Source organism: Microbacterium sp. LWS13-1.2, assembly GCF_040144835.1.
In the GTDB taxonomy this organism is placed as follows: domain Bacteria; phylum Actinomycetota; class Actinomycetes; order Actinomycetales; family Microbacteriaceae; genus Microbacterium.
In genome coordinates this window covers 494,633-508,387 of sequence record NZ_CP151632.1, presented here as the reverse complement: position 1 = coordinate 508,387, position 13,755 = coordinate 494,633, and the positions used below count along the sequence as shown (strand labels likewise).

14 protein-coding genes and 1 other RNA gene are annotated in these 13,755 nt (G+C 67.6%); 8 read left to right on the top strand and 7 right to left on the bottom strand.

Going from position 1 to position 13,755, the window contains the following annotated elements; genetic code table 11:
• Positions 1 to 72: 72 nt before the first annotated feature.
• From MRBLWS13_RS02450 to MRBLWS13_RS02440, 3 genes are read right to left on the bottom strand one after another with little or no spacing between them, the layout of a single operon-like run.
• Positions 73 to 3,075 (bottom strand): bifunctional [glutamine synthetase] adenylyltransferase/[glutamine synthetase]-adenylyl-L-tyrosine phosphorylase, encoded by a 3,003-nt coding sequence (locus MRBLWS13_RS02450; RefSeq protein WP_349427488.1) that lies wholly within the window; start codon positions 3,073 to 3,075, stop codon positions 73 to 75.
• Between the two features lie 13 nt (positions 3,076 to 3,088).
• Positions 3,089 to 4,426: a type I glutamate--ammonia ligase gene (gene glnA / locus MRBLWS13_RS02445; protein WP_349427487.1), complete on the bottom strand. Its 1,338-nt coding sequence runs from the start codon at positions 4,424 to 4,426 to the stop codon at positions 3,089 to 3,091.
• Between the two features lie 60 nt (positions 4,427 to 4,486).
• Complete coding sequence (locus tag MRBLWS13_RS02440; protein WP_349427486.1) at positions 4,487 to 4,714, bottom strand: SPOR domain-containing protein; 228 nt, start codon at positions 4,712 to 4,714, stop codon at positions 4,487 to 4,489.
• Positions 4,715 to 4,813: 99 nt separating this feature from the next.
• On the opposite strand from MRBLWS13_RS02440, the gene ppgK reads away from it, so the two are divergent.
• A complete protein-coding gene (ppgK, locus tag MRBLWS13_RS02435; RefSeq protein ID WP_349427485.1) occupies positions 4,814 to 5,587 on the top strand; it encodes a polyphosphate--glucose phosphotransferase in 774 nt (257 codons plus the stop codon).
• Positions 5,588 to 5,631: 44 nt separating this feature from the next.
• On the opposite strand, the gene rnpB is transcribed toward ppgK, so the two are convergent.
• The 4 genes from rnpB to MRBLWS13_RS02415 all read right to left on the bottom strand — a co-directional run bounded on the left by rnpB (position 5,632) and on the right by MRBLWS13_RS02415 (position 9,506).
• An RNA gene (gene rnpB / locus MRBLWS13_RS02430) (RNase P RNA component class A) lies at positions 5,632 to 6,001 on the bottom strand.
• A 45-nt stretch (positions 6,002 to 6,046) separates the two neighbouring features.
• Positions 6,047 to 7,777: a bifunctional 3'-5' exonuclease/DNA polymerase gene (locus tag MRBLWS13_RS02425; RefSeq protein ID WP_349427484.1), complete on the bottom strand. Its 1,731-nt coding sequence runs from the start codon at positions 7,775 to 7,777 to the stop codon at positions 6,047 to 6,049.
• Positions 7,778 to 7,798: 21 nt separating this feature from the next.
• Positions 7,799 to 8,530: a C4-type zinc ribbon domain-containing protein gene (locus MRBLWS13_RS02420; protein WP_349427483.1), complete on the bottom strand. Its 732-nt coding sequence runs from the start codon at positions 8,528 to 8,530 to the stop codon at positions 7,799 to 7,801.
• Positions 8,531 to 8,726: 196 nt separating this feature from the next.
• Positions 8,727 to 9,506 (bottom strand): hypothetical protein, encoded by a 780-nt coding sequence (locus MRBLWS13_RS02415; RefSeq protein WP_349427482.1) that lies wholly within the window; start codon positions 9,504 to 9,506, stop codon positions 8,727 to 8,729.
• A gap of 921 nt (positions 9,507 to 10,427) precedes the next feature.
• Between MRBLWS13_RS02415 and MRBLWS13_RS02410 the strand changes: the two genes are divergently transcribed.
• The 7 genes from MRBLWS13_RS02410 (at position 10,428) to MRBLWS13_RS02380 (ending at position 13,724) form a co-directional block, all read left to right on the top strand.
• On the top strand, positions 10,428 to 11,075 hold the full coding sequence (locus MRBLWS13_RS02410) for a hypothetical protein (RefSeq protein ID WP_349427481.1): 648 nt from the start codon (positions 10,428 to 10,430) through the stop codon (positions 11,073 to 11,075).
• A gap of 366 nt (positions 11,076 to 11,441) precedes the next feature.
• Positions 11,442 to 11,813, top strand: coding sequence for a hypothetical protein (locus tag MRBLWS13_RS02405; protein WP_349427480.1), 372 nt, complete (start codon positions 11,442 to 11,444; stop codon positions 11,811 to 11,813).
• Entirely contained in the window at positions 11,810 to 12,238 is a 429-nt protein-coding gene (locus MRBLWS13_RS02400) for a hypothetical protein (protein ID WP_349427479.1), read from the top strand. The genes MRBLWS13_RS02405 and MRBLWS13_RS02400 overlap by 4 nt, the downstream gene beginning before the upstream one ends.
• On the top strand, positions 12,235 to 12,492 hold the full coding sequence (locus MRBLWS13_RS02395; RefSeq protein WP_349427478.1) for a hypothetical protein: 258 nt from the start codon (positions 12,235 to 12,237) through the stop codon (positions 12,490 to 12,492). The genes MRBLWS13_RS02400 and MRBLWS13_RS02395 overlap by 4 nt, the downstream gene beginning before the upstream one ends.
• Entirely contained in the window at positions 12,489 to 12,674 is a 186-nt protein-coding gene (locus MRBLWS13_RS02390) for a hypothetical protein (protein ID WP_349427477.1), read from the top strand. The genes MRBLWS13_RS02395 and MRBLWS13_RS02390 overlap by 4 nt, the downstream gene beginning before the upstream one ends.
• Complete coding sequence (locus tag MRBLWS13_RS02385; protein WP_349427476.1) at positions 12,671 to 12,841, top strand: hypothetical protein; 171 nt, start codon at positions 12,671 to 12,673, stop codon at positions 12,839 to 12,841. Before MRBLWS13_RS02390 ends, MRBLWS13_RS02385 begins: the two co-directional genes overlap by 4 nt.
• 274 nt (positions 12,842 to 13,115) lie before the next feature.
• The gene (locus MRBLWS13_RS02380) at positions 13,116 to 13,724 is read left to right on the top strand and encodes a recombinase family protein (RefSeq protein WP_349427475.1); all 609 of its coding nucleotides are present in this window, start codon (positions 13,116 to 13,118) and stop codon (positions 13,722 to 13,724) included.
• The last annotated feature ends 31 nt before the right edge of the window (positions 13,725 to 13,755 follow it).

Sequence of the window (13,755 nt, the reverse complement as noted above, 5' to 3'; positions counted from 1 at the left end):
TCCCTCGTCGTCCGAGTCTGCCCTGAGGGAGCCCTGCGCGGTGGGAGGACGCCCGGGCAGGCACGCGCGGTCTCAGCCGTAGAAGAGCTTCTCGAAGACGCGGCGGGCACGGCGCGTGGTACCGAGATAGTCCTCCTCGACCTGCGTGGCCGAGCGCGGCGGGTACTCGAGGAGCCGGCCGATGCCGTCGAGCTTGCTGCGGTCGACGGGCAGCACGTCGCTGGTCTGACCCGAGAGGAGCGTGTTGGCCGATCGCAGCCGGCTGGCGAGGCGCCAGGCGGCTGCGAGCCGGTCGGCGGCGGCAGTGGGGATGAGGCCGGCGCGCTCCGCGGCGCGGAGCGCCCCCAGGGTCGACGTCGTCCGCATTTCGGGCACGGCGTGCGCGTGCTGCAGCTGGAGCAGCTGCACGAGCCACTCGACGTCGCTCAGCGACCCCGGACCCAGCTTGAGGTGCCGCGACGGATCGACGCCCTGCGGCAGTCGCTCGCTCTCGACGCGTGCCTTGATCCGCTTGATCTCGCGCGTCGCCGTCACGTCGACCCGTTCCGGGTAGCGGACCTGGTCGGCGAGCTTCATGAAGTCGTCGATGAGCTTCACGCTGCCTGCCACGCCCCGGGCGCGCAGGAGGGCCTGCGCCTCCCACGACAGCGCCCATCGGCGGTAGTACTCGGCGTACGCGTCGAGCGAGCGCGCCAGGGGGCCGTTGCGGCCCTCGGGGCGGAGATCTGCGTCGAGCTCGAGCGGCACGCGGTGGTCTTCCGAGTAGGTGCGCAGCGCGGCGACGAGTTTCAGGGCCAGCTCGCTCGCGCGCTGCGGGTCGACGCCGTTCGGGCGGTAGACGTACATCACGTCGGCGTCGGAGCCGAAGCCGAGCTCGGCGCCGCCGAAGCGTCCCATCGCGATGACCGAGAAATCCAGCGCGGCGTCTTCGGGCGGGACGATCTCGCGGCGCACGGCTCGCAACGTCGCCTGGATCGTCACGTCGGTGATCGTGGTGAGGGCCGCCGCGACCTCCTCGATCGTGACGCTGCCGAGGATGGCACCCATGGCGATCCGCAGCTGTTCGCGCCGCCGCAGTGCGCGTACGGCGCGCATGGCTTCGGTGATCGTGTCGTGCCGCGTCTGGATGGCGCGCGCCTCCTGCTGCAGGGCCCGTCCAGAGCGCGGACGAAGGAGCTCCGGGTCGTCCAGCCACGCGGCCGACTCGGGGATCCACTCGATGAGCTCTCCGACGTACCGCGAACCCGACAGCACGCGGGAGAGACTCTCGGCGGCCCCCGAGGAGTCGCGCAGCATGCGCAGGAACCAGTGCGTGTCGCCCAGACGCTCGCTCAGTCGGCGGAACGCCAGCAGGCCGTAGTCGGGGTCGACCCCGTCGGCGAACCACCGGATCATGACGGGCATGAGGTGGCGCTGGATGGTCGCCTTGCGGCTGAGCCCGCTGGTCAGGGCGGCGATGTGGCGGAGCGCCCCGGCGGGATCGGAGAACCCGATCGCCGCGAGGCGGTCGTGCGCCTGCGCCGTCGACAGCACGCGTTCCTCCGCGGGCAGGGCGGCCACCGCCGACAGCAGCGGGCGGTAGAAGAGGCGGACGTGGATGTCGCGCACCTCGCGCTTGACCGACTCCCACAGCTGCCAGATGCCCTCGCCGGTGTCGGCGAGCCCGGTCGCACGGGCGAGCACACGACGCTCTTCAGGCCGCGAGGGCATGAGGTGCGTGCGGCGCAGCTGGCGCAGCTGCACGCGGTGCTCGAGCAGCCGCAGCACCTGGTAGTCCCGTGAGAACGCGGATGCCTCGGCACGGCCGATGTAGCCCTCGGTCACGAGCGCGTCGAGGGCCTCGAGCGTGCCGCGCTGGCGGATCCTGTCGTCGGACAGCCCGTGAACGAGCTGCAGGAGCTGCACCGTGAACTCGATGTCGCGGATGCCGCCGGGCCCCAGCTTGAGCTGGTACGGCACGTCGGCCGCGGGGATGTGCTCGGTGACGCGCTCGCGCATGCGCTGCACGCTGTCGACGAAGTTCTCCCGGGCGGCGCTGGTCCAGATCTTGGGCTGGACGGCCGCGGTGTAGGCCCTACCGAGCTCGTCGTCGCCGGCGATCGGACGCGCCTTGAGCAGCGCCTGGAACTCCCAGCTCTTCGCCCACCGGTCGTAGTACGCCAGGTGCGAGTCGAGCGTGCGCACGAGCGCGCCCTGCTTGCCCTCCGGCCGCAGGTTGGCGTCGACCTCCCACAGCGGCGGCTCGATCTCGACGCCCGAGATGCCGCGCATCGTCTGGACCGCGAGGCGGGTCGCGATGTCGACGATGCGGCTCTCGCCGAACTGCTCGAGGGCGTCGCCCCGCCCACCCGCCACGAAGATCACGTCGACGTCGCTGACGTAGTTCAGCTCTCGCGCACCGGTCTTGCCCATCCCGATGATGGCGAGCTCGGTGCGCGCGACCTGATCGCGCGGGAAGAGGCCAGCGCCGACCGCGCCACCCGACACACGGGTGCGGGCGACCGCCAGGGACGCCTCGAGCGCGGCGCCCGCGGCATCCGCGAGCCTTGCCGACACCGACGCGATCTCGTCGACCGGCGACGGGCTCAGCAGGTCGTACGCCGCGATCCGGGCGAGCATGCGGCGGTAGCGCACCCGCAGCGCGACCCAGGCGCTCTCGCCCCCATCTGCCGCGAATCCGTCGACGGCGCCGACAGAGTCGAGGAGCTCGGCGCGGAGTTCGGCCGCGGTGGGCAGCCGCTCCCCCGCGTCGTCCAGCTGATCGACCTCCGACGGATGACGGAAGAAGAACTCTCCGAAGCCGGTCGACGCGCCCAGCAGTGCCCAGAGGGCGCGCCACGCGCCGTGTCGCGAGCGCGCGCGCTGCACCGGCGCCGCATCCCGTCGTGCCAGGCGCGCCAACGACTGCAGCGCCTCGTCGGGGTCCGCCGCGCTGCCGGCGCCGTCCAGCAGTTCGTCGCGGGGCGCATCCACGAGCTCGGAGAGCTCGGACAGGAGCGCCTCGGCATCGGTGAGACGGCTGAAGCCCAGGCGAGCGAGCGGGGTCAGAGAACCCGGTCGCTCGCTCGCGGACATGCGTCAGCCGGTCTCAGAGCATCTCGAGGTTGCTCTTGAGCTCGAACGCCGTGACCTGCGAACGGTACTCCTGCCACTCGCGGCGCTTGTTGAGCAGCACGTAGTTGAACACCTGCTCGCCGAGCGTCTCGGCGACCAGCTCGGACTCCTCCATGTACTCCAGCGCGTGGTCGAGGCTCGCCGGAAGCGGCGCGTAACCGAGCGCCCGGCGCTCGGCATCCGTCAGCGACCAGACGTTGTCCTCGGCCTCGGCGGGCAGCTCGTACTCCTCTTCGATGCCCTTGAGCCCGGCGGCGAGCATGAGCGCGAAGGAGAGGTATGGGTTCGCCGCCGAGTCGAGCGCGCGGTACTCGACGCGCGACGACTGCCCCTTGTTGGGCTTGTAGAGCGGAACCCGCACCAGGGCCGAGCGGTTGTTGTGGCCCCAGCAGATGAAGCTCGGCGCCTCGTCGCCGCCCCAGAGGCGCTTGTACGAGTTGACGAACTGGTTCGTCACCGCCGAGATCTCGTTGGCGTGACGCAGCAGACCCGCGATGAATTGGCGGCCGACCTTGGAGAGCTGGTACTGGGCGCCCTCCTCGTAGAAGGCATTGACGTCGCCCTCGAACAGCGACATGTGCGTGTGCATGCCGCTGCCCGGCTTGCCGGTCATGGGCTTCGGCATGAATGTCGCGTACACGCCCTGCTCGATCGCGACCTCTTTGATCACGGTGCGGAACGTCATGATGTTGTCGGCCGTGGTGAGCGCGTCCGCGTAGCGGAGGTCGATCTCGTTCTGGCCCGGGCCGCCCTCGTGGTGGCTGAACTCGACCGAGATGCCGAGATCTTCGAGCATGCGCACCGAGCGCCGGCGGAAGTCGTGGGCGGTGCCGCCGGGCACGTTGTCGAAGTACCCCGCGGAGTCGACGGGCTCCGGGCCCTCCGTCCCGAAGGACGAGGACTTCAGCAGGTAGAACTCGATCTCGGGGTGCGTGTAGAACGTGAAGCCGGCGTCCGCCGCCTTGGCCAGCGTCCGCTTGAGGACGTGACGCGGATCGGCGACGGCGGGCTGCCCGTCGGGCGTGGTGATGTCGCAGAACATCCGCGCGGTCGGGTCGATCTCGCCCCGCCAGGGCAGCGTCTGGAACGTGGTCGGATCGGGGTGCGCCAGCAGATCGGACTCGTAGGACCGGGTCAGCCCCTCGATCGCGGAACCGTCGAACCCGAGTCCCTCGCTGAAGGCTCCCTCGACCTCGGCGGGTGCGATGGCCACGGACTTCAACGTGCCGATCACGTCTGTGAACCACAGCCGTACAAACTTCACGCCTCGTTCTTCGATGGTCCTCAGAACGAAGTCACGCTGCTTGTCCATCGCGTCCTCTCCGGTGCCGGATCCGCCCGACATGTCTGTCTGACCGCGGTCGAAGCCAGACTACTGGTCGTCGCCGGACTCTCCGGACACCGTGTCGGTGCCCCAGGAGTCCTCGCGGGCCTCTTCGGCCGCCCACGCGCGGGAGCGTTCGCGGATGACCTCGGGCGCCTTGGCGGCCTCCTCCGGAGTGTCGAACGGGCCGGCGCGATCGGGCGCGGGCGACTCGAAGCCCTTCTCGACCTCTCCGGTCTTGAGGTTGTACCAGTACTTCTCGCTGTCGTTGGCCATCTCGCCCTCCTCGGATCGCGGGCCTGCTCGCCGCCAGCACGATCCTACTGACGCCGGGCCGCTCCGCAGGGGTCCCGTCGGCGTGGCTAGGCTGTCGGCATGGCATCTGACGCGGCACGCGCCGTCGGCGTGGACATCGGCGGCACCGGCATCAAGGCGGGCATCGTGGACCTCGATCGGGGCGAGCTGATCAGCGACCGCGTCAAGGTCGCGACCCCCGAGGGGGCCCACCCGCCGGACATGCTCGCCGCGGTCACCGAAGTGCTCTCGACGCTCGGCGTCGCCGACGACCACTCCGTCCCGCTGGGCGTCGCCTTCCCCGCGATCGTCAAGAACGGCCGCACGCTGTCGGCCGCCAACGTCTCGGACCAGTGGATCGACTTCGAGGCCGAGAAGTTCTTCGAGGACGGCCTGGGTCGCGACATCCACTTCGCCAACGATGCGGATGTCGCGGGCGTCGCGGAGGTGCGCTACGGGGCTGCGAAGGACCGGGCGGGGCTCACCATCCTCACGACGCTCGGCACCGGGATCGGCTCCGCGCTGCTGTACAACGGCGTCCTCGTCCCGAATTCCGAGCTCGGCCACGTCCAGCGTGCCCGCCACGGGAAGGATGCCGAGGCCTATGCGGCCTACTCGGCCATGGAGCGCCACGAGCTCACCTGGGAGCAGTGGGCCAAGCGGCTGCAGTGGTACTACGGCCACATCGAGTTCCTGTTCAGCCCCGACCTCTTCGTCGTCGGCGGCGGCGTCTCGAAGCACGCCGACAAGTTCCTGCACCTGCTCGACCTCAAGACGCCCATCGTCCCGGCGGTGCACCGCAACAACGCGGGCATCATCGGCGCGGCCGCGCTCGCGGGCCGACCGGTCGTCTGAGGTCGCGCCCTCGCGCCGCCCCGGGACGGGGTCGGCGGAGAGGGCGAATGGGCCGGCCTGTACGCCGGGTTCTGTCCGGGGGCGTGAGCCCCGTGGACGGTCATCTCTCTCGGCGACACGTTGCCGTGACGCTCCAGCGGCCTACCCGGGGACTCGGCGGGCCGCGTCATCATCCCCTGTCTGGCCTTGCTCCGGGCGAGGTTTGCCGTGCGGGTCGTGTCACCACGACCCCGGTGGTCTCTTACACCACCCTTTCACCCTTACCGGGACCGAGGTCCCGGCGGTCTGCTCTCTGTGGCACTGTCTCGCGGATCGCTCCGGGTGGGTGTTACCCACCGCCCTGCCCTGCGGAGCCCGGACGTTCCTCGGCGCGCGGCGGCGAACCGCCCGCGACGCGACCGTCCAGCCGACCCATTCGCCCCGCGAGTCTATCGCCGCCGCCCGGGGCGCAGCTGCGCGTCAGTCCTTGAGCGCGGTCTCGGCGATGTGCACGTCGAGCCGGAAGTCGAGCGGAAAGGCGCCGAAGAGCAGGTGCCCAGCGGATGCCGCGGCATCGGTCACGGCCTGGGCTGCGGCATCCGCGTGCTCCTCGGGAGTATGCACGATCACCTCGTCGTGCAGGAAGAACGCGAGGTGCGGCTGCCGCGCGAACGCCGGGCCCGAGCGGGGCGCAGCGTGCTCGGGCGCCACCGGGGCAAGCGCGGCGAGGCGTCCGCGGAGATCGGCGAGCCAGGCGAGCGCCCACTCCGCGGCGGTCCCCTGCACGACGAAGTTGCGGGTGAACCGGCCACGATCGCGGGCCCACCGCCGCGCGCGGGTCTCTTCGGCACCGGACGCCTCCGCCTCGGTGGCGCGCGACTGCGCAGCCGACCACTCGAGGGAGGGCGCGGGCGAGGTGCGTCCGAGCCACGTGGAGACGGCGCCGCCGTCCTCGCCGACGCGCGCGGCGTCATCCACCAGGCCCATGGCGCGCGGGTACGTGCGGCGCAGGCGCGGGACCAGACGGCCGGACTCCCCCGTGGTCGCGCCGTACATCGCGCCGAGGATCGCGATCTTGGCCTCCTGGCGGGTGGCGACGGCCCCGCTCTCGACGATGCCCGCATAGAGATCGCGGCCCCGCGCTGCCGCGGCGAGGGCGGTATCGCTCGACATGGCGGCCAGGACTCGGGGTTCGAGCTGAGCGACATCGGCGACGACGAGACGCCAGCCGGGATCGGCGCGCACCGCCTCGCGCAGCTGACGAGGGAGCTGGAGGGCGCCGCCGCCCGATGATGCCCAGCGGCCGGTGACGACGCCGCCCGGGACGAAGACGGGTCGGAACCTGCCGTCCGCGACCCACTCGGAGAGCCACGTCCACCCGTTGGCGGACAGCAGCCGCGACAGTTTCTTGTACTCGAGCAGCGGCTCGATGACGGGATGCCGCTGCTCGGCGAGCTCCCAGCGGCTCGTGGATTCGACGAGCACGCCGGCGCGATGCAGCGCCCGCAGCAGCTTCGGCTGCGAGTCGAGGCTCGCCGTCGGATCGCCCAGCGCGGCGCGCACCCGCTCGGCGGCGTCGGCGAGCTTCGCCGGCTGGCCGCCTCCCGGTGGGCGCTCCCCCAGCGTCTCGACGAGGATGCGGTCGTGCGCCTCGGCGTCCCATGGGAGGCCGGCGGCCCTCATCTCCGACGCGACCAGTGCGCCGGCGGACTCCGCCGCGATGAGCAGCCGCAGCCTGCCCGCCTCGTGGCTGTCCGCGACGGCGGCACGCTGCCGGAGGAACTCGTCCAGGGCGGCGTCGGCGTCCGCGGGCGGGCCCGCGGGGCGGTGCGCCTGGTCGAGCTCGAACAGCGCAGGCGCCGCGTCCTCGGCATCGACGTAGGGGGCGGCATCCCATTGCACCGCCCGCCGCAGCGCGGCCGAGTCGCCGACCAGCGCCGAATCCCGGAGGATCGCGTGGCAGAGCCGCAGGTCGTGGCAGCGGGCGATGCGGATGCCGTCGGCGAGAACGGCGCCGTACCACTGCGGGGTGTCGTGCCAGACCCAGCGTGGCGCCCAGCGCGCCTCGCCGTCGGCGATCCACGACGTCAGTCGTGCCGGCTCGACCTCCTCGCGGCCCAGTTCGGCCGCGGACGCATCAAGCAGGATGGCGTGGACCGAGCTTCCGGTCCGCCCGAGGAGGATCCAGGCCGGAGCTTCAGCTGCGTCCACGCCGGCACAGTCCGGCTGCGCTCACAGTCCGGATTCGTCGTCGCGGACCAGCAGGCAGCCGCACTCCGGGCACGTGACGACCTCGTCGTCGGGGGCCTGGCGCAGCACCTGCAGGTCGGTGCCGGCGAGCACCATGTTGCAGCCTTCGCACGTGCGACGGCGCAGGAACGCCGCGCCGGAGCTGCGCACGGCGACGCGGTCGTACAGCGCTACGAGGTCGGCGGGGAGCGCGCCGGCGACCGCGGCGCGGTCGCGGGTGGCGGCCTCGAATGCGGCGGTCGCCTCGGCGACGGCGCGCTTGCCCTCGGCGCTGAGCTCGGCTCCCTCGGCGTTGGTCGTCGCGATCAGCGCCTCCTGCTCGGCGACCGCCGCATCCGCCGACTCGAGTCGCTCCATGACCGCGAGCTCCGCGTCCTCCAGATCGTTCTTGCGTCGCGCGAGCGCGGCGAGCTCGCTCTCGAAACCCTGCGCTTCCTTGGAGTTGGTGGATGCCGCGAGTCGCTGCGCGTCACGCGCGGCGCGGGCGTCGACGACGGCGACATCCGACTCGATGCGGGACAGCTCCGTACGCAGATCGTCGCGGGCGCCCAGGCGCGTCGTGAGCTCCTGCGAGAGCTGCTGACGACGGCCGAGCAACTCGTGGACGCGGCCGGCCTGCGGGGGGTTCTTGCGGGCGTTCTCCGCCTGGCGGATCCGGGCGTCGAGCTGGGCGACCTCGACGAGGCGGCGCTGGTCTGCGGGGCTGGCTTTCACGTGTCCAACCTACCGCGGGCATCGACGCCGCGATCGGTGACCGCCAGCATTCGAGGACCGGCGCAGCGTGACGACAGCGACGACGATCTCCGGCCGGACCGGGCGTGAGGATGGCGGTGGGCCCTGCCGGGATCGAACCGACGACATCCACGGTGTAAACGCGACTGCTAGCGCCACTCCCCCGGTTTCTGGCGTTTCACGAGTTGCGAAGGTTGCTCGATTCGGCCTCTGTTGCATTGAGGGGGGACGCCGGGGGGACAGCCGTGGCGTTGGTTCTAGCCTTCAATTGAGCAGCGCGTGCGAGGTTCCGGCGACGCCACCAGCCTTTGATAGATCGAACCAACCAACCGATGGGATCGCGCCGCCGCTTCGCCCACTCCTCCCGTCGCATGAGGTCGGCGTACTCATCACGCGAGCGCTCCCGACCGCGATTCATGACCTGGACAATCAGATCGTTCAGCTTCCGGTTGGCGGCGATGGCGTCGTCTTCAGCCTTCAGGTATCCGGCATCCGTCTGAAGCTCTGCGATGTCGTCTGCGAATCCTCGAACGCCGGGATGGTTCTGGTATCGCGCAGGGTCCATGCGACTGAGGAACGAGTACGTGTGAATGTTCACATCGGGCGGCATCAGACCTTGCGCGTCGTAGTGGGCCATAGCCGCCTTGGCTTGGGCGGAAGCCGCGAACTCCGCGCCCGCGTAAGCGTTCTGAAGGTCTTCTACGAGCCTGAAATCATCTGGACCGAGCACACGGCGGTAGTGGTCCACGGGAACGTCGCTGAGAGCCGCGTACAGGTCCGCGTACCGCGTCTTCGAGTCACCGAGAAGAGGTTCGAGGCGTCGAAGGTCTTTCGTCCAGTTGACACCGACCTCGCGTTTGCGCTCGCGGCGTTCGTGGAAGAAGAACGGCAACGAGAACGCAACGCCAAGGACCGCCCCTACAAGCAACTCAGGAACGTTGATACTGGCCCAGTCCATAGGCGTGAGCGTATCGACACCTGCCGACTCTTCAGGGGAGCCAGGAGACCGAGATGTCAGACCGCTTTTCCCATGCCGATACGCTCGGCGGGTGACGCAGCCTCAGCAGCAAGATTCGCAGCCCCTACCCCCGCAAGGGGCGCCCTACGTAGTTGTACAACCTGTTCCCCCCTCGAACGGGCTGGCCACGGCGGGCTTGGTATTCGGGATCATCGGCGTTGTGCTCGGAGCTTGGGCGTGGGTGGAGGGATCGGTTGGCATGGTATCGACGGCGCTGGGCTTTATCCCTGCAGTACTTGCTGCCGTTTTCGGCGGCGTAGGGCTGAGACGTTCGAGGTCGATCGGCAGGGTGGGCCGAGGTCGTGCCATCTCTGGCCTGTTGTGTGGGTGGCTGGTGATCGGGCTGATCGTGGTTGGCACCTTGACTCGCTACTACTTCTAAGGCGCACCCGGTCGCCACCACTGTCTGAGCGGCGCTGTGCGCCTCTCAGAGCGCCGAACCGTCGATACGTGGCCTCTCGGTATCAACGGGTAGATGCTGCCCTCTGTGAGGCGCAACGGAAAACAAGAAAATCGAAATAATGCACACGTAGGGCTACTGATCTAATCAACTGCATGCAAATTCGTCTGTCACAATGAAAAGTGCCCTGCCGATCTTCGTCGGATCATATGGCAGGGCACTTTCGCAGAAGGTTTGACATGTCTACTCTACCACTTTTCGGTACTTCTCTCACTGATGCCTGGGAGTCCCTTGCTCTCCAGGATGCTCTAGAAAGTGTTCAACAAGCTAGATTCTCCCGTGGAGAATCTATTAGTCGTAGACGCAAAGGGTCGAAATACAGCCCCATCGCCAAGCTGCCAGAGCAGCGTCGAGGAGAAAGCTGGAGCAACTACGCGAATAGGCACACGTACAGTCTCCTCGTGGGCAAGGGGTTGTCGATCTTGAACGACAACGATCACGACAAACTCAGTAACGAGAAACTCGTGTCGATGCTCTTGGACTATTACCCCGAAGCAGTGCACCGACTAACTCCTGACGCCACGATGATGAGCGCCTACGACGCAGTACACGGGGGCGGGAAGACTCCTGGCTACCTCTTGTGGGATCACGCAGAGCAGCAGTGCGAGAACGCAGCACAGTCCGCCAGAGACTACTGGGATGCCGACTGGAGGCGACGCCACAGGGAGCAGTCTCGCAGGGGTGGGTTGGTCAAGTCATACACCTGGGAGATGTACCTCAGTACCGCCCACATGACCAACGTGTCGGAGATCGCGCGGGTGCTGGGCATCGCAAGGGGCACCGTCTACGCAATGAAGCGTGAGTTCGCAGACCTCAACCTCTCGACGGGAAAGATTCATGAAGAGACATCGCAGCCTGAGCCAGCCGTCACAGATCGAGATGGGGCGGAAGCTGGAACACCTTCTCGACTTGCCGGCCAGCCAATGGTCTGCGATGACGCGCACCGAGGCAACCGAACGTCTGCTAGCCCTGATCACGCTCAGAGACTTCGAGAAGATTTCGTCCGGATGGGTCCGGATGACTGCGAAGAACTAGCTCTACCGTACTAGGTGCGAATATCTAGTATTTACGTCACTCGAATGTCACTACTCGTTGCAGAATGCGCCCTTAACGCCGACATCATTGCGCAATTCTTGGTACAATTGATACCAGGAAGAATGCAGGGCGTAGTCCTCGGAGGTGCAAGTTTTATGTCGGACTCCTCCCTGCCGAGGGTAGCTTCGAAAATATTCGGTCCCCTGCATTCTTCCTGCTAGATCAAGGGAATTCGGGCAATGGCGAGACGTAGCATCATCGAGACTCACGTAGACCGTGAGGCGATTGAGCGCGCCATCGCAGCCGGTCGTCCCGGTGTAGAAGTCTCCCGGCTATATGGCGTGTCCGAATCTGCCATCAGCCGACACAAGAATAAGCGCATGGCCGAGGTTCCCGGCGTTACACCGCCCGGAGAGGGTGACGCAGCCGACACCATGACGCGCATTGTCGAATTGGCCGATTCCGCCCGTCGTGCCCGTCAGATCGCGGACGCCACCGGCACGGCTCAGACAAAGGCCAGAGCACAGGCGGCAGAACTCGCAGTGCTGAACATCCTTGTGAAGCGCCTCGACATCACTTCCGTCACGCCTGTCTACCTCTCCTCGATGACTGCCGCCCTCGCTCACGTGGTGCAGGGGATCGTCAGCGAGCGACCAGAAACCCGCGCCGACGTGCTCGCAATGATGCGACAGCACACGGCACTAGTAGAGCTTGCCGACAAGCTCGCCACCCGTACCCAGGAGCAGCAATGACCGAGCAGCAGAAGATTTCCGCGCACGTAGGCGATGTGATCCACCTGCGCGCCCCTATGACAATCGCGTTCACCGAGCACGAGAGCCAGGCGCTACCCCGTGGCGCAGAGTTCGAAGTGACCGAGGAACTTTACGCGATGTCCGTGAACCGCAAGGGCGAGAGTTGGCTAGACCTCACGCCCGAGGAGCAGGTGCAGCGGTGGGGCATGCAGAAGTTCGGCATCGGCCCTTGCCCACCCGACATCACTTGGTGGAATGCCGTTGCGAATGACGGCGCGTGGAACGTCGCCCGCGACGAAGCGATGTTGTACGTGTCGAAGATTTCGGACCCAGCAGAGCGCGCCAAGGCCACCGAGGAAGTGCGCCAGAAGTTCGGACGCAAGAACAACGTCACCACACTCTCGTCGTGGGGGACGCAGCGATGACTAGCCAGAACAACTTTTTCCGCGACCTGGCGGAAGCGCTGGAGAAGGACGGCGAGCAGCAGGAGCAGCCGACACCACAGCGCCCCAGCGCTGCCCGACTCGCAGCCGGTCTCGCCGCCCTCGATGACCTTCAGGCACATCTCTCGGCGGGCGGTGACTTCCCGGTCACGAGCTTCCAGAAGGAGGCTTTGACCCTCTCCAGGAATACTCTGCGCCGCTACCTCGATCATGAGCGCCGAGCAGGTCGCGCATGACCCAGTACACCGATTGGGGCAAGCTCAACGCCTGGCACCGAGCGACCGCCCGCGAGCTTGCACAGCAGATGTTGACGGTCGCTCAGGTTGCCGTGCTCCGCGATGCCGCCGACATCGATCGCGAGCACATTCAGACCGTGCACGACATGGCCGTGCGCCTTGCCGAGGAGCTACCCCGATGAAGCGCGCGTTTGACGACCTCGCCCGCAAGCTCATGACCGCCAACCGTCGCCTGTCCCTCATCACGGATGATCCGTTCGTGGTGCTCGATGAGGAGCGCGAGGCACTACGCCGCGTTGTCGCACTGACGCAGGAATGGGCGCTCGAAGACGCCCGCCGCCGACAGTAACCCCAGAAGCTGCCGATCCGGGGTTTGCTGCCTTGCTTCCTCCGGATCGGCCCGCCCTCCGTCGCGTAAGGTCTGGCATTCTCCACGCGACGGAGGGCCAGCCCCATCCGGCTTTAATCTCCAAGGGGAGTCGGGTGGGGCTTCTCATTGCCTGTACGCAAACGATCATTTGTGTACACGTGCACCGTCGACCGTGGATCGCGGCGTCTGTACGTACGAAACCCGTGTACGTAATCATTGACAACTATGCACCGTTTGTTTTACAGTCGGTCGCATGACAGCGCGACGTATCGGCATGGGCCGGGTCTCGACTCAGGACCAGCACCCCGAATCCCAGAAGGATGCCCTCGAAGCAGCGAAGTGTGACCGCGTGTACATCGAGAAGTTCACCGGGACGAAGGCTGAGCGCCCCGTGTGGTCGATGGTTCGAGATGAAGTGCTCCGAACCGGCGACACGCTCGTGATTACCCGCCTCGACCGTCTGGGCCGCAGCACCAAAGACCTTCTTCAGATCGCCGCCGACCTAGAAGCGCGAGGGATCAACCTGGAAGCGACCGAGCAGAAGATCGACACGACCACGCCCGAGGGAAGGCTCTTCTTCACGATGGTCGCCGCCTTCGCGGAATTCGAGCACTCGATGATGCGCGCCCGCACCATGGACGGCCTTGCAGCCGCACGTGCTCGCGGTCGCAAGGGTGGCCGCAAAGCGAAGCTCTCTCCGCAGAAGGTCGCCGATATCCGCCGTCGTGCTGGAGATGGCGAGTCGATCACCGACCTCGCAGAGTATTTCGGCGTGAGTCGCCCCACGATCTACCGAGCACTGGACACGACCCAGGACCGGCCCGAGAAGGAGGTTCAGAGTGATTCGCTCTTCGACGCCTGAGCACCTACCGGCGCGGCATGAGCCGCGACCG

Excerpts from the sequence above, each read along its gene's own strand:
- MRBLWS13_RS02395 (WP_349427478.1), top strand. The coding sequence starts at position 12,235 with ATGACTAGCCAGAACAACTTTTTCCGCGACCTGGCGGAAGCGCTGGAG.
- MRBLWS13_RS02440 (WP_349427486.1), bottom strand. The coding sequence starts at position 4,714 with ATGGCCAACGACAGCGAGAAGTACTGGTACAACCTCAAGACCGGAGAG.
- MRBLWS13_RS02400 (WP_349427479.1), top strand. The coding sequence starts at position 11,810 with ATGACCGAGCAGCAGAAGATTTCCGCGCACGTAGGCGATGTGATCCAC.
- MRBLWS13_RS02405 (WP_349427480.1), top strand. The coding sequence starts at position 11,442 with ATGGCCGAGGTTCCCGGCGTTACACCGCCCGGAGAGGGTGACGCAGCC.
- MRBLWS13_RS02385 (WP_349427476.1), top strand. The coding sequence starts at position 12,671 with ATGAAGCGCGCGTTTGACGACCTCGCCCGCAAGCTCATGACCGCCAAC.
- MRBLWS13_RS02415 (WP_349427482.1), bottom strand. The coding sequence starts at position 9,506 with ATGGACTGGGCCAGTATCAACGTTCCTGAGTTGCTTGTAGGGGCGGTC.
- glnA (WP_349427487.1), bottom strand. The coding sequence starts at position 4,426 with ATGGACAAGCAGCGTGACTTCGTTCTGAGGACCATCGAAGAACGAGGC.
- MRBLWS13_RS02380 (WP_349427475.1), top strand. The coding sequence starts at position 13,116 with ATGACAGCGCGACGTATCGGCATGGGCCGGGTCTCGACTCAGGACCAG.
- MRBLWS13_RS02390 (WP_349427477.1), top strand. The coding sequence starts at position 12,489 with ATGACCCAGTACACCGATTGGGGCAAGCTCAACGCCTGGCACCGAGCG.
- ppgK (WP_349427485.1), top strand. The coding sequence starts at position 4,814 with ATGGCATCTGACGCGGCACGCGCCGTCGGCGTGGACATCGGCGGCACC.
- MRBLWS13_RS02450 (WP_349427488.1), bottom strand. The coding sequence starts at position 3,075 with ATGTCCGCGAGCGAGCGACCGGGTTCTCTGACCCCGCTCGCTCGCCTG.